The 14,983-nt window shown below is 32.3% G+C and carries 16 protein-coding genes; 10 read left to right on the top strand and 6 right to left on the bottom strand.

The genetic code is table 11. The annotated features are described in order from the left end of the window. From ACR9ES_RS07145 to ACR9ES_RS07130, 4 genes are all read left to right on the top strand, one after another. Positions 1 to 1,431 (top strand): TolC family protein, encoded by a 1,431-nt coding sequence (locus ACR9ES_RS07145; protein ID WP_435253704.1) that lies wholly within the window; start codon positions 1 to 3, stop codon positions 1,429 to 1,431. After that, on the top strand, positions 1,431 to 2,615 hold the full coding sequence (locus tag ACR9ES_RS07140) for an efflux RND transporter periplasmic adaptor subunit (RefSeq protein ID WP_435253703.1): 1,185 nt from the start codon (positions 1,431 to 1,433) through the stop codon (positions 2,613 to 2,615). Before ACR9ES_RS07145 ends, ACR9ES_RS07140 begins: the two co-directional genes overlap by 1 nt. 22 nt (positions 2,616 to 2,637) lie before the next feature. After that, a complete protein-coding gene (locus ACR9ES_RS07135; RefSeq protein ID WP_435253702.1) occupies positions 2,638 to 6,102 on the top strand; it encodes an efflux RND transporter permease subunit in 3,465 nt (1,154 codons plus the stop codon). A gap of 70 nt (positions 6,103 to 6,172) precedes the next feature. Further along, on the top strand, positions 6,173 to 6,643 hold the full coding sequence (locus tag ACR9ES_RS07130; RefSeq protein ID WP_435253701.1) for a regulatory protein RecX: 471 nt from the start codon (positions 6,173 to 6,175) through the stop codon (positions 6,641 to 6,643). Here the strand turns inward: ACR9ES_RS07130 and ACR9ES_RS07125 are convergent. After that, complete coding sequence (locus tag ACR9ES_RS07125; protein WP_435253700.1) at positions 6,630 to 7,154, bottom strand: hypothetical protein; 525 nt, start codon at positions 7,152 to 7,154, stop codon at positions 6,630 to 6,632. The genes ACR9ES_RS07130 and ACR9ES_RS07125 overlap by 14 nt on opposite strands. A 183-nt stretch (positions 7,155 to 7,337) precedes the next feature. On the opposite strand from ACR9ES_RS07125, the gene ACR9ES_RS07120 reads away from it, so the two are divergent. The 3 genes from ACR9ES_RS07120 (at position 7,338) to ACR9ES_RS07110 (ending at position 9,574) form a co-directional block, all read left to right on the top strand. Then, positions 7,338 to 8,303: an NAD-dependent epimerase/dehydratase family protein gene (locus ACR9ES_RS07120; protein ID WP_435253699.1), complete on the top strand. Its 966-nt coding sequence runs from the start codon at positions 7,338 to 7,340 to the stop codon at positions 8,301 to 8,303. Positions 8,304 to 8,413: 110 nt separating this feature from the next. Continuing rightward, positions 8,414 to 9,004 (top strand): thioredoxin family protein, encoded by a 591-nt coding sequence (locus tag ACR9ES_RS07115; protein WP_274633369.1) that lies wholly within the window; start codon positions 8,414 to 8,416, stop codon positions 9,002 to 9,004. Positions 9,005 to 9,094: 90 nt separating this feature from the next. Next, complete coding sequence (locus ACR9ES_RS07110; RefSeq protein WP_435253698.1) at positions 9,095 to 9,574, top strand: ABC transporter ATPase; 480 nt, start codon at positions 9,095 to 9,097, stop codon at positions 9,572 to 9,574. Here the strand turns inward: ACR9ES_RS07110 and truB are convergent. The 5 genes from truB to mce all read right to left on the bottom strand — a co-directional run bounded on the left by truB (position 9,569) and on the right by mce (position 12,696). Further along, positions 9,569 to 10,252 (bottom strand): tRNA pseudouridine(55) synthase TruB, encoded by a 684-nt coding sequence (gene truB / locus ACR9ES_RS07105; protein ID WP_435253697.1) that lies wholly within the window; start codon positions 10,250 to 10,252, stop codon positions 9,569 to 9,571. The two genes, ACR9ES_RS07110 and truB, sit on opposite strands and share 6 nt — an antisense overlap. Then, entirely contained in the window at positions 10,253 to 11,047 is a 795-nt protein-coding gene (locus ACR9ES_RS07100) for an undecaprenyl-diphosphate phosphatase (RefSeq protein ID WP_299001545.1), read from the bottom strand. It abuts the gene before it with no gap. A 2-nt stretch (positions 11,048 to 11,049) separates the two neighbouring features. Then, positions 11,050 to 11,292 carry a DUF3098 domain-containing protein gene (locus ACR9ES_RS07095; RefSeq protein ID WP_274633365.1) on the bottom strand — a complete coding sequence of 81 codons (243 nt, stop codon included), beginning with the start codon at positions 11,290 to 11,292 and terminating at the stop codon, positions 11,050 to 11,052. An 11-nt stretch (positions 11,293 to 11,303) separates the two neighbouring features. Then, a complete protein-coding gene (locus ACR9ES_RS07090; RefSeq protein ID WP_435253696.1) occupies positions 11,304 to 12,182 on the bottom strand; it encodes a cell division protein FtsX in 879 nt (292 codons plus the stop codon). 91 nt (positions 12,183 to 12,273) lie between these two features. Beyond that, positions 12,274 to 12,696, bottom strand: a complete 423-nt coding sequence (mce, locus tag ACR9ES_RS07085) for a methylmalonyl-CoA epimerase (protein WP_435253695.1) — start codon at positions 12,694 to 12,696, stop codon at positions 12,274 to 12,276. Between the two features lie 232 nt (positions 12,697 to 12,928). On the opposite strand from mce, the gene ACR9ES_RS07080 reads away from it, so the two are divergent. The 3 genes from ACR9ES_RS07080 (at position 12,929) to ACR9ES_RS07070 (ending at position 14,966) form a co-directional block, all read left to right on the top strand. After that, positions 12,929 to 13,585, top strand: a complete 657-nt coding sequence (locus ACR9ES_RS07080) for a hypothetical protein (protein ID WP_435253694.1) — start codon at positions 12,929 to 12,931, stop codon at positions 13,583 to 13,585. Positions 13,586 to 13,719: 134 nt separating this feature from the next. Then, positions 13,720 to 14,235: a hypothetical protein gene (locus ACR9ES_RS07075; RefSeq protein ID WP_274633361.1), complete on the top strand. Its 516-nt coding sequence runs from the start codon at positions 13,720 to 13,722 to the stop codon at positions 14,233 to 14,235. Continuing rightward, the gene (locus ACR9ES_RS07070) at positions 14,211 to 14,966 is read left to right on the top strand and encodes a sensor histidine kinase (RefSeq protein WP_274633360.1); all 756 of its coding nucleotides are present in this window, start codon (positions 14,211 to 14,213) and stop codon (positions 14,964 to 14,966) included. Before ACR9ES_RS07075 ends, ACR9ES_RS07070 begins: the two co-directional genes overlap by 25 nt. Positions 14,967 to 14,983 lie beyond the last annotated feature (17 nt).

Raw genomic sequence — 14,983 nt, 5'->3', positions numbered from 1 at the left:
ATGAAAAAATACATAAGTAGTGTATTTATATTCTTTTTTATAGGGGTAATTATTGCCCAAGAACAAGAAAAAGAACTAAGCCTGTCAATGCAAGAAGCAATTGATTATGCTATAAAAAACAGTTACGAGAACAAAGTTTCTTTAAATAATATTGAGGCAGCAAAAAAGAAAAAATGGGAAACAACCACAATTGGTTTACCACAAATTAATGGAAAAGTAGAGTATCAAAATTGGTTAAAACAACAAGTTTCTTTGTTGCCAGTAGCTGCTTTTGACAATACACAAAGCACAATTGATGTTGTTCAAGATTATTTTGATGGTGTTGTAAGAAACGGTAAAGAGGTTGTTACTCCTACAGGTTTTGTTCCGTTGCGTTTTGGTACGAAACAAACCATGAACGCCTCTGTAACACTGACTCAGCTAATTTTTGACGGGTCATATTTAGTAGGGCTGCAATCAGCAAAAACATACTTGAAAATTTCAGAACAAGCAAAAGTAAAAACAGAGTTATCAACACGCGAAGCTGTTGTTAATGCTTATGGAAATGTTTTGGTTACTGAAAAATCAATTGAAATTTTAGAAAGAAATAAAGCTGTACTTGAAAAAAACTTAGATGAAACCCAAAAAACGTATGATAACGGGTTAACAGAGTTGGAAAATGTAGAACAACTTCAAATTACCTTAGGAAATGTTGAAAGTAATTTAAGAAATGCTGAGCGATTAAAAGAAATAGCATATCAAATGCTGAATGTTTCATTAGGAAATTCAATTGATACTCAGCTAACTTTAACCTCTACTTTAGATAATTTAGTTGTGGATAATACTGATTTAAGTTTGTTAGCAACTCAGTTTGATATTGATAATCATATCGATTTTAAAATTGCTCAAAATGATAGAGAAAGCAAACGTTTGTTAATGAGGTTAGAGCAAAGTAAGGCTCTGCCAAGTTTATCTGCTTTTATAAACTACGGAGCAAATGCAAACTCAGATGATTTTAACTTTTTAGATAGTGACCAAAAATGGTATGATTATTCTTTATTCGGAGTAAGTTTAAACGTGCCTATTTTTAGTTCTTTCGGAAGAAGTTCGAGAACAGCGCAAGCTAAAATAGAATTAGAGAATGCTGATATCCGATTAGAAGAAGCGAAGCAAAAATTAAATCTGCAAGTTGAAACTGCTAAGAGCGAATATCAATTAGGAATAGAAAACTATGAAACTGCTAAGAAAAATTTAGCCTTAGCAGAGCGCATTGAGAAAAAGCAACAAGTAAAGTTTTTTGAAGGAATTTCTTCAAGTTTCGATTTGTTACAAGCACAAAACCAGCTATACACACAACAAAACAACTATGTACAATCAATGTTGAACGTAATAGCCAAAAAAGCACAGTTAGAAAACGCATTAAATTTACCACTAAAACAAAATCAACTATAATGAGAAAAATATATTCACTATTCGCAATTACATTGCTTTTGGCTTCTTGTGGAGGCAAAAAAGAGCAATCGGTACAAGATGTAATTGCATCTAACGACTTAGCTAAAATTCGAGAGAAAAAAGCAACATTAGAAGATAAAATACAAGTATTAACTGAAGATATTAAACTTTTAAATAGTAAAATATCTGAGTTAGATACCAATAAAAAAGTTCCTTTAATCACTGTTCTTTCAGCAAAAGAAGAAGTGTTTGACCATTATTTAGAACTACAAGGAGCTGTTCAAACAAAACAAAATGTACTAATTTATCCTGAAATGCCTGGGCTTTTAACGCGTATCTACGTAAAAGAAGGACAGTATGTTAACAAAGGACAAGCCCTAGCAAAGATTGATGATGGAGGTTTGGCTAATCAATTAGCACAAATTGAAGCGCAAGCAGCTTTAGCAGAAACAACCTACAAACGTCAAGAGCGTTTATGGAATCAAAAAATAGGATCAGAAATTCAGTATTTACAAGCAAAAACAAATTATGAAGCACAAACCAATGCTGTTAGTCAGTTAAGAAGACAATTGGCAAAGTCGGTAATTACTGCGCCTTTTTCAGGAGTAATTGATGATGTAATAAAAGAGCAAGGAACAGTGGTAGCACCAGGCATGGGTTCAGAAGTTTTTAGAATAGTAAACCTGAAGAATATGTATATCGAAACCGATGTACCTGAAAGTTATATTACGTCTATTAAAAAAGGGAAAAATGTAGAAGTTGAGTTTCCTGTATTAGGAGAAAAATTGACTTCTAAAATTCGTCAAGCAGGTAATTTTATCAATCCAGCAAACAGAACATTTAAAGTAGAAGTTGAGGTTCCTAATAAAGATGGAAACATCAAGCCAAATTTAACAGCGAAGTTAAAAATCAATGATTATTCTAATGAAAAGGCAATTCTAATACCACAAAGTATTATTTCAGAAAATGCTAACGGAGAGCAATATGTATACGTAGTAGAAGATATCAAAGATCAAATAGGGACTGCTAAACAAACAATTATAACTACAGGAAAAACACAAGGAGATATTATTGAGGTGTTGAGCGGAATTGAAAGCGGGACAAAAATTATTGAAGAAGGAGCTCGTAGTGTTAAAAACGGACAAGAGGTTAAAATATTAACTCTTTCAGAAGAAGCAAAATAATACACCAAAAACTATCCGTCTAATGACTGAAAAACAAAAAAAACAAGTAGATAAAGAGTTTGGTTTATCCTCTTGGGCAATAAATAACAAAACAACCATCTATGTAATGATGGTTATGATATTTATCTCTGGTATCTCGGCATTTTTAAGTATGCCAAGAGAGAGCTTTCCTGAAATTAAAGAAACCAAAATTTATGTTAGTTCTTTATATCCAGGGAACACTGCAGAAGATATTGAAAAACTAATTACCGATCCGTTAGAAGACAGACTAAAAACGGTGAGTAATGTGGTTGAAATAACTTCTACATCACAAGAAGACTATTCGATGGTAGTAGTTGAATTTGATGAAAACATTACAGTTGATCAAGCAAAACAAAAGGTAAAAGATGAAATAGATCAAGAAACATCTGGTGAAGATTGGCCTACATTTAACGGGGCTAAAGTAGAACCGAATGTTTTTGAATTGAGTCTTTCTGAAGAAATGCCAATTTTAAATATCAATATTTCTGGAGATTATCCTGTTGATAAATTAAAAGAATTTGGTGAATATTTAGAAGATGAGATAGAAGATTTACAAGAAATAAAAAAGGTAGATATCCGTGGTGCTGAAGAAAAAGAAGTTGAAGTAGCGGTAGATATTTACAAAATGATGGCAGCTCAAGTAAGTTTTCAAGACGTTATCAATTCCATTAACGGAGGAAACTTAACCATGTCGGCAGGTAATTTAATTGCCAGTGGTCAACGACGTACAGTGCGTATTTTAGGAGAGATTGAAAATCCGCAAGAGTTACAAGATTTTGTTGTGAAATCTGAAAAAGGAAATTCTATTTACTTAAAAGATATTGCTAAGGTTTCTTTTAAAGATAAAGATAAAACTACGTATGCTCGCGAATTCGGAGCAGCTGTGGTGATGCTAGACGTGAAAAAGCGTTCAGGAAAAAACATGGTAGAAGCTGCTGAAAAAATTCAAAAAATTGTTGAAGAAGCCAAAGCAAATGTTTTTCCAAGTAACTTAAAAATAACCATTGCTAACGATCAATCTTCAAAAACTATTGGTCAGGTAGATGATTTGGTAAACAACATCATTTTTGGGGTAATCCTAGTAGTATTAGTGCTAATGTTCTTCTTAGGGTTCAAAAACGCCTTATTCGTTGGTTTTGCAATACCAATGTCAATGTTTATGTCATTAATGATATTGAGTTGGTTAGGATATACCATGAACACCATGATTCTTTTCGGGTTAATTATGGGATTAGGTATGTTGGTAGATAACGGTATTGTGGTTGTTGAAAATGTATACCGTTTAATGGATGAAGGAATGCCTAGAATTGAAGCAGCAAAGAAAGGAATTGGAGAAATCGCATTTCCAATTATCATCTCAACGGCAACAACCGTGGCTGCATTTATTCCGTTAGGAATGTGGCCAGGAACGATGGGGCAGTTTATGATATACTTCCCTGTAACATTATCTGTAGTATTAGGTTCATCGTTGTTTGTGGCTATTTTCTTCAACTCAGTGTTGGTATCACAATTTATGAGTGTTGAAGATAAAAACATGCCATTAAGGCGTATTGTCATCTTATCATCAGTAATGGCAGTGATAGGATTATTAATAGCATTTTTAGGCGGAACTTACCGAGCGTTAGGAACTGTAATGATTTTTACAGCGATCATGTTATGGATGTACCGATTGTTCCTAAGACCTTGGGCAAACGCTTTTCAAAACAGCGTGTTGCCACGTTGGGAACGTATGTATGAAAAAACACTTCGCGTAGCTTTAAAAGGTTGGAGACCTTATATTATTTCTTTAGGAACATTAGTTTTATTATTTATAGCTTTTGGAGGTTTTGGAGCTTCAGTAGGAAGCCAACGTACAAAAGTAGAATTCTTCCCAGATAATACTCCGAATCAGATTATTGTATATATAGAGTATCCGCAAGGAACCGATATTGAAAAAACAAATCTGATTATGAAAGATATAGAAGAGCGTGTGTATAAAATATTAAACGCACCTGAATATGTGAATAATGGGTACAATTTCATGGTAGAAAGTGCGGTTTCTCAAGTAGGAGCAGGTTCTGGAAATCCGCAAACTGATGGAGGTTCAACTGCAGAAATGCCGCATAAAGGTAAAATAACGGCTTCTATGCGTGAATATAAATATCGTGAAGGGGCAGATAGTAAGGAGTTGCAAAGAAAAGTAACTGAAGCTTTACGTGGAATTTATCCAGGATTAGAAATTTCTGTAGAAAAAGAAGCAGTAGGTCCGCCAGCAGGATATCCAATCAATATAGAGTTAGAAGGAAACGATTACGGAGAATTAATTACCACTGCTGAAAAAATGCGTGAATTTATCAACTCGAAAAGTATCGCAGGTATTGATGAGTTAAAGATTGATGTAAACAAATCGAAACCATCAATGTTGGTAAATGTTGATCGTAAAAAAGCAGGAGAATTAGGAGTGAGTTCATCGCAAGTAGGTAATCAGCTACGTAATGCTATTTTTGGTTCAAAAGCAGGAGTTTACAAAGAAGACGGAGATGATTACGATATTTACGTTCGCTTTAATGAAGAAAATAGATATAACAAAAGTGCTGTTTTCAATCAGAAGATCACTTTTAGAGATATGGCTACAGGAACAATTAAAGAAATTCCGATATCTGCAGTAGCAGAACAAACCAATACTTCAGGTTTTAGCGCCATTAAGCACAAAGATGTTAAAAGGGTGGTAACAGTTTATTCAGCATTAGCTCCCGGTTATACAGATGCGGCTGCAATTGTATCTAAAATTCAGCATGAAATGAAATCGTTTACTGAAAAACCAGATTCAGTAAAAGTGGATTATACAGGGCAAATCGAAGAGCAAAATAAACAAATGGCTTTCTTAATGAAAGCGTTTTTTGGCGGACTAGGGTTAATCTTTTTAATCTTGATTTTCCAATTCAATTCGGTTTCTAAACCAGGAATCATCATGTTAGCTATTTTCTTGAGTTTAATTGGTGTTTTTGGAGGGCTGATCATTACAGCAAAACCATTCGTAATTATGATGACGATGATGGGGATTATTTCCCTCGCTGGTATTGTGGTAAATAACGGAGTGGTACTGCTAGATTATACACAATTATTAATAGATCGTAAAAAGGTAGAGCAAGGACTTTCTTCGGATGAATATGTAGATGTGCGTACTTTAGGAGAAGTCGTAATTAGAGGAGGTAAAGCACGTTTGCGTCCAGTATTATTAACGGCGATTACGACCATTTTAGGATTAATCCCGTTAGCAACAGGGTTAAATATTAATTTCTTTTCATTGGCAAGCGAGTTAAATCCACACATATATGTTGGAGGAGATAACGTAGTGTTCTGGGGACCTTTAGCATGGACAGTTATTTACGGACTATTCATTGCTACTTTCTTAACACTAATAGTAGTACCGATATTATTCTACTTAGTCACTAAGTTTAAAATGTGGCTACGTAGCGTTCTATAATTGATTTTTTGTTAACTGTAAAAAGGGTTAAAAGCGATACGTTTTTAACCCTTTTTTATATTTTCGTAGTATGAATAAACAGGTTTTTACAGTTGAGGAGATTAAGCGAAAGATGGAGCACTATTGCGTATATCAAGACAGATGTCATAAAGAGATAGAAGCGAAACTAAGAGAATATCGTTTAATCCCTGAAGCGAGAGAGCATATTTTATTACACTTGTTAGAACATAACTTTTTGAATGAAGAACGTTTTTCAAGAAGCTTTGCAAGAGGAAAGTTCAGAATAAAAAAATGGGGAAAAGAACGAATTGTTAGAGAGTTAAAGTTTCGAGATATATCTGCTTACAATATAAAATCAGCATTGAAAGAAATTGATGAAGAAGAATATATCAAAACGTTGTATGAATTAGTAGAAAAGAAGAATGCATCGGTTACGGAAACCAATCCTTTTAAACGAAAAAAGAAAATAGCCGATTACTTATTGTATCGTGGTTTTGAAAGTAATTTAGTATACGAAGCGTTAAAAACTATTGATTCTTAAATAAGCTGTCTAGATTAATTTCTTTATCAAATTTTTTCTTAGTGTAAACGGTATTAATTTTGTCGTTAACGCTACCAAAAATCACCATAATCTTTTCAACTTGATTGTTTACTTCCTTCGCAGAAATAGAAGGAATTAACGTCATGTCAGCTAAACGTAATGTTTCGTTTTCAAAAACATTAATACGAGCTTTAAAAGCAGGAGTTTTAAGTGCTTCAATGTTTAAGCTATCCTTTAGTTGTTTCGATATTTTTTTCAGCTCTACAGCGTTATTTAAAGCTTCAGTAGGTGTCGTGTTTTTTAACTCATGTAAAAAATCGTCAACGGTAAAATACTCATTCCAAGGTTTAATTTCTTTTAAATAATCGTCGTTTATTTTTGAGTAATCTGAATGCTTAACCGAAACATGCATTTCAGTTTTTGTAGGTAATTCTGTTTTTTGTTCTTCCTTTTTTTGACAAGAAGAAACTAAAAGAATTAACGAAGCGGTAACATATAAAAAACGACTCATTTTATTTGAAAATTAAAGTGATAAAAGTACATATTTTACTTGGTATTAACTGTAGAATTAAATTATAAGTTTGAAATCAGTAGGTTAGCATTCTGTATTGTAGATAGTTAAAAAATAATAAATACTTTTTGCGAAATCTTAAATTTAATAACTTTGCCAGCATATATTTTTGAACAATTAAAAATGAGTGATACCATATTAATTTTAGGAGCTTGCGGGCAAATAGGAACAGAATTAACCCATAAATTACGTTCTATTTACGGAAAAGATAATGTAATAGCTTCAGATATTAGAGAAGGAAATGCAGAAATGATGAGTGCTGGACCTTTTGAAATTATTGATGCTACAAATCAAGAGCAAATTTTAGGTGTCATTAAAAAATATAAGGTAAACCAAGTGTATTTAATGGCTGCGATGTTATCTGCAACAGCAGAAAAGTATCCGTTAAAAGGTTGGGATTTAAACATGACTTCTTTGTTAGCTGTGTTAGAGTTAGCAAAAGAAAAACATATAGAAAAAGTATATTGGCCTAGTTCTATGGCGGCATTTGGTCCAACTTCACCAAAAATGAATACGCCACAGCAAACCATTATGGAGCCTTCTACCGTTTATGGAATTAGTAAGGTTGCAGGAGAACATTGGTGTAATTATTACCACGATAAGTACGGTGTAGATGTAAGAAGTATTCGTTATCCGGGAATTATCAGTTGGAAAACACTACCAGGTGGAGGTACTACGGATTATGCGGTAGATATTTACTTTGATGCCTTAGAAAAAGGTACTTTCGAATGTTTTTTATCTGAAAACACTCGCTTGCCAATGATGTATATGGATGATGCTATCAATGCAACCATTCAATTAATGCAAGCGGATGCTGAAAAGATTAAAACAAGAACTTCATACAATTTAGCGGCAATTAGTTTTACGCCAAAAGAAATAGCTACTGAAATTAAAAAATACATTCCAGATTTTACCATTACGTACAACCCAGATTTTAGACAAGCGATTGCTGATAGTTGGCCTCAGGTAATAGACGATTCGGCAGCAAGAAAAGATTGGGGATGGAGACATCAGTTCGATTTAGCCTCAATGACTAAAGATATTATTACGAGTTTACAAGCTAAAGCCGAAGAATCAGCTGAGGTGTAAGGTTATATTCTTTCTTTCGTCTATGGTATTCAAGTTTTATAGTAAAGTGTAACTTAGGTTACGAATTCTGTGTTATAGAAGAAATATTTTTGCAATAGAATATACTACCAATGAAAAAAATTATTGAAGAAAGCTTAGAAAGAGCATTGTCATATACTGAGTATAGAAACTTGGTAAGTACTTTGTTAACTGAAGGGAAATCTACAGGGCCTAATCAGTCAGAAGATTTGTTAAACTACAGTAAGTTAAACGACAAACGTATGAAGCGTTTGGACAAAACGATTCAACTTACTGAGGAAACCATCGCTAAAATTAAAGATGTAAAAGAACCGCAAACTTGGTTGGTGTTAACTGAAGGTTGGTGTGGTGATGCGGCGCAAAACATTCCTGTAATTCATAAAATCGCCGCTGAAAATCCGAATATCAATTTTAAATTGGTTTTACGAGATGAAAACTTAGAGTTGATGGATGCTTTTTTAACCAACGGTGGAAGATCCATTCCAAAATTAATTGCTTTGAATGAAAAGAAAGAAGTAATTAATACATGGGGGCCAAGACCTACGGTAGCTACACAAATGGTTGCTGATTACAAAGCGAAAAATGGAAGTTTAGATGCCGAATTTAAAGAAAATTTACAAGTTTGGTACAATAAAAATAAAGGAGAAAATACACAAGAAGATATTATCTCTATGCTTCAATAAAAAATAGGAAAAAAATAAATAATTCCCCTTTTTGATTTTATTCAAGAAGGGGATTTGTTTTCTGTATCTTTGCACCCATAACGAATTAATATGTTTGTAGAATTCAATACCTTATCAGAAGAAGCCAAAGTATGGGTATATCCATCAAGCCGAAAATTTTATCCTCAAGAAATTGACGAATTAAAAGAAAAATTGCAAAGCTTTGTAGAAGCATGGAAACAAGATGATGCTGATTTTAAAGCTTCTTTTGAATTGAAATACGATCGTTTTATTGTTTTTTCTGCGGAAGAAGATGTTCAATTAACCAATACAGACATTGACCAACAAGTGGCTTTTATTTTACAATTACAGCAAGAATATGAAGTTGAGTTGCTAGACAAAATGAACGTGTGTTTTAAGCAAGGAGAGTTCATCCAATACAAAGATGTAAAAGAGTTTAAAACATTGCTTAAAAAGAAGTCAGTATCCGCTAAAACAGTTGTTTTTGATAATTTAGTACAAACAAAAGGCGAATTAGAAAATTACTGGGAAGTACCTATTACTGAAAGCTGGTACAATCGATTTTTATAAGCTTTCTACAAACTCATCAACACTCTGCGCATTGTCTACCGAAAAATCTCCAATTTTGGTTCTTCGTAATACGGATAAATGTGCTCCAGAATTTAAGGCTTCTCCATAATCGTTGGCAATAGAACGGATATAGGTTCCTTTGCTACACACAATTCTAAATTCTACGTTAGGTAAATCAATTTTGGTGATTTCAAACTCGTTAATTTCTACTTCACGAGCTTTAATTTCAGTAGTTTCACCTTTACGAGCAAGCTCGTACAAACGCTTTCCGTCTTTTTTAATAGCAGAGAAAATAGGTGGTTTTTGCTGAATTATACCAATAAACTGCTCTGTAGTTTTATAGAGTAATTCTTCTGTTATGTGTTCTGTTGGAAATGTCTCGTTAATTTCAGTTTCTAAATCGTAGCTAGGTGTGGTAGTACCAATAACAAAAGTACCTGTATATTCCTTTATTTGACCTTGATATTCATTGATGTTTTTGGTTTGCTTACCGGTACAAATGATTAATAAACCTGTAGCTAACGGATCTAAAGTTCCTGCATGTCCTACTTTAATTTTTTTAATATTAAAGTGCTTACGAATATGCCAACGAAGCTTATTTACCACCTGAAAAGAAGTCCATTCTAGTGGTTTGTCAATCAATAAAATTTGTCCGTTTTTGTAATCTTCCGCAGTCATTTAGAAAAATAAAGAATAGCCAATGGCAATTAAACCTACAATAGCGCAGTATAAAGAAAAATACGATAATTTACTTCTCTTAACCAAAGCAATCATCCATGTACAAGCAAGTAATCCAGATATAAAAGCAGCGATAAATCCTGCTGAAAGTGGTATGATTTCTGAACTTTGAAAGTTAATATCTCCACTTAAAATGTCTTTAGCAACCTTTCCTAAAATTAAAGGAACCACCATTAAAAAGGAAAAGCGAGCGGCTCTGGTACGATCTACTCCTAACAATACTGAAGTTGAAATCGTAGCTCCTGAACGAGAAATACCAGGTAACATAGCAATAGCTTGTGAAATACCAATAATTACTGCGTTTTTAAAAGAAACACTTTTGTTGGTGTTTTTAGCTTTGTCTGCTAATAAAAGTAATACAGCAGTTACTAAAAGCATGAATCCTACTAATAAAATTTTTCCACCGAAAAAGCTTTCTAACTCTTTTTCAAAAGCAAGTCCAATAACTACAGCCGGAATCATCGATAAGATGATTTTTACCGAAAATTGCATTTCCTCGTTCCATTTAAATTGGAAAAGACCTCTGAAAATTTCAGCAATTTCTTTTCTAAACACGACAATAGTACTAAGTGCAGTTGCAGCGTGTAATACTACTGTAAAAGTTAAACTTTCTTGAGGAACAGAGGTGTCTCCAAAAATAGCTTTTGCTAATTCTAAATGTCCACTTGAAGATACTGGTAAAAATTCAGTAAGTCCTTGAATAATTCCAAGGATAATCGCTTCTAATAAATCCATGCTTATTTTTTAGGATTGGCAAAAATAGCATAAATTTCTATACCCAATCCGATAATTACCAAGGTAGGAGCTAAGCGAATTCTTTGCCAGTTGTAAATATCAGGATTAAAAACGTTAGGATCGTCACTACCGCCACCTGCCATTAAAATAAATCCTAAGGCAATTACGGCAATACCAATTAACATAATCATGTAATTTCTTTTACCGAATAAAAATTCTTGATTTGGTGAATTATCTTTTTTCATAAAATAGTTTACTAATAGTATAAGTCGTTTGTTTGTAGGTTTAAAAAGCGCTGTGTGGCAAAGAAAGTACTAATCCATGTAATGAAAAAGGCAATTAATATAATTCCTCCTGCTACATAACCTAACGCTACATAATCTGTAAACAACTCTAAAGATGGAATGTACTTGTCTACATAATAAATTAAAACCGCTAATCCGCTAATAGCTATAAAAGCACCTAGTAATCCTAATCTGATACTTTGCCAGATGAATGGTTTACGGATAAAACTTTTTGTAGCACCAACCATTTGCATGGTTTTAATATTGAATCGTTTTGAGTAAATAGACAATCGGATAGAGCTGTTGATTAGAATGATGGCAACTAACCCGAAAAATCCGCTCAATACCAATAACCAAAAACTAATTCGTTGAATATTTTTAGTTAATAATTGCACTAGTGGTTTGTCATAGTTTACTTCAGCAACGAACTTGTTTTTTTCAAAAGCTTCTTCAAGTTCTGTCATTTTTTCTGGAGTTACATAATCAGCTTTTAAGTAGATGTCAATTCCATTTTTAAGTGGGTTATCTCCTAAAAACTGTAAAAAATCTTCACCTAAATCTTTTTTGTATTCTTTGGCTGCTTCTTCTTTAGGAATGTAAATTACTTTATTAACAAAAGTTTCCTTCTGAATAGATTCTTTCAGTTTTTTTACGTTTTCATCAGTTACTTCGTCCTTCAAAAAAAGTGTCATTACAACTTTTTCTTTAAAATGATTGGCAACTTTGGTAGATTTTAATAAAACTAACCCTAAAACACCAATCATAAAAAGAACCAGAGCAATACTCACTACTACTGATACATATGAAGATTGTAAACGGCGTTTTTGAAAAGAATCAAAAGAGGTTGTCATTGTTACATGCTGATTTTAAGACGTTGCAAGATAGTGAATCAAATTTCAAATATCAATCTTCAATTATCATTGCTAGCTGAAATAGTTTATTTTAGTCGTTTTCTGAAATTTCTTGGCACAATTCAATCAACACGCCATTTGTGCTTTTTGGATGCAAGAAAGCAACATATTTATTGTCAGCTCCTTTTTTAAGCCCCGAAACTTCGGGGTCGTTTAAAACTATAAAGCCTTCATTTTGTAAACGTTTAATTTCTTCTTTTATGTTATCAACCGCAAAAGCAATATGATGAATCCCTTCACCTTTTTTTTCTATAAATTTTGCAATGGGACTGTCTGGATTGGTAGCTTCTAATAATTCAATTTTATTAGGCCCTGATTTAAAAAATGAGGTTTTTACTCCTTCGCTAGCTACTTCTTCAATTTTATAATGAGCTTCACCAAAAAGAGAAGCAAATAAAGCATTCGATTTTTCTAGGTCCTTTACGGCAATACCAATATGTTCAATTTTGTTCATAGGGTAAAAGTATAAAAAACTCTTCTTAAAAACTTCATAAAAAACAAGAGTATATGACACGGAAAATAAACAGTTTAAATATTGAAGCTTTTAGGGTGTTTTTCCCTTTTGTAAGTATTGTGAGTGTTGTTAAAAGGTTGAAAACATAGTTTTTAATGAGGTTTTTTTAAAAGAATAGCTTTTTTTATTAAAAATTAACCACCTATATTTAAGAAATTTTAAAACTTTTTTTGTGAAAAAAATAAATCTACTACAACTACTATTTTTAACTGTGATGATGAGTGTTGCAGTTTCATGTGATAATATCAATCATAAATGTGATTGTGACGATTGGCAATCTCAAGTGCCTGAAGGAACATTTTGTTATGCAAATCAAGGAAGACCTTCAAACATGTTAAAGTATAAAGAAATTATAAGCATGCTTGAATCGTATGATGAAACTAGAAAAGAAGTATTAGAGAAATCGTTAGGATTTGAAGATACAAGAGTAAATAGTTATCCAATTCAACAATTAAAAGATTACTTGGGGTATATAGAGAGTTTGTGTGCAGAAAAAGAAATTCCATTAACGGGAATTAATATTATTTCGGCTGCTTATCCTGAAAATCATTCTGGATCTAAATCGGCAGGTTATCAAACACTAATTTTTATGCCAACGACAACTATTGATGGTGAAGAGTTTGTAACCTTCGATCCGTTAAAGTCTAAAAAAGGAGTACCTACAACTTTTAAATCTATTTTAGCGAAAAGAGGGTATCATTGGTCTTATGACAAAAGTAGAGTTTCCAAAGAAGCGCAAAAAGCAGGAATAATGAATTTTAATTCAATGCAAGATGATTTAGAAGATAGTTCAGGGGCTAATAGGTTAAAACCAACACCTCCATATTAATAGGTTAATAAAGTATGTATTATTTATGTCTTATATTTATTAGTATCTCTTCAATTTTATACACATACAGGTATGTTAAAGATTCAGCTTTAAAAAAAACAAGGTTTTTTTTAGCATATCTAATATTAACGGCTTTGGTAGAAGCTATCATAAATTTTGTAATAAATATTGGTGTTCATAATACAAACTATATATATAATGCATATAGTTTAATTGAGTTTAATTTACTCTTCATGTTTTACTATGAAGTATCTAATGATAAAATTACAAAAAAGACTATAATAAGTTCACTTACATTGTTTAATGTAATAAGTTTTGGGTGGTTTTGGTACCATGATTTTAATTTTTCTCTTTTTAATTCATTTGTTATTGTACTTGGTGCATTTTTAATGGCGACAATATTATTTTTATCATTGAGAGAACTTTTGTTGTCAGATAAAATAGTAAATTACAAAACAGATGTAATATTTTGGATTACTACTGGATTGCTGCTGTATTATTTAGGATCGATACCTCTTATGGCAATATATAGTTTTATGGAAAAGGGAATGGCCTTTTTTCAAATACACAACATACAATTTGTAGTAACTATTTTCTTGCATAGTTGTGTTATAATAGGTTTGATATGGAGTTGGAAGAAAGTAGAATAATAATTGTTGTAATAGCCACAATCTTAACAATTTTGGGAGTTGTTTTTTTAGTGGTATTGTTTACTGTATTTCAAAATCGTAAGAATAAATTATTATTAGAGCGTGCTGAAAATAAAAAGCGGTATGAACGAGAAATCGCTGAAACTCAAATAGAAATACGAGAAGAAACTTTACGAAATATAAGCTGGGAGTTGCACGATAATATTGGTCAACTCCTAACTTTAGCTAACATACAATTGCAACACGCCTCGCCTGAAAATATGGGAGAAATTTCAGAAATTATTACAAAGAGTTTAAAAGAAGTACGAGCACTCTCAAAAGTAATTAACCCAGATTTTATTAATAATGTAAAGCTAAAGAAAGCATTAGAGTTAGAAATAGCCCGTTTTAATAGATTAAATTATATTGAAGCAAGTTTAGAAGTAACAGGTTCAGAGCAAGAAATTAATCAAAAACATGGAATCATTATTTTTAGAATACTTCAAGAATTTTTTTCTAATACTATAAAACATTCAAAAGCTTCTAAGCTAGATGTCTTTTTAAATTACAAAGATGATTTTGTTGAAATTAAAGCTCAAGATAATGGTGTAGGTTTTGATATGGTAAGAGTAGGTTTAAAAGGTATAGGTTTGCAGAATATAAAAGCAAGAGCAAAATTGATAAATGCAGAAGCAAAATTTAAATCAGCACCTAAAAAAGGAACTTGTTTAATAATAAATTATTATATTTAACGAGCCTTAGTGTATAT

The sequence above is a fragment of the Tenacibaculum sp. A30 genome, from assembly GCF_051200845.1.
Taxonomy (GTDB): Bacteria; Bacteroidota; Bacteroidia; order Flavobacteriales; family Flavobacteriaceae; genus Polaribacter.
Note: the sequence above shows the minus strand (reverse complement) of the source record. Positions and strands in the feature narration are given on the sequence as shown.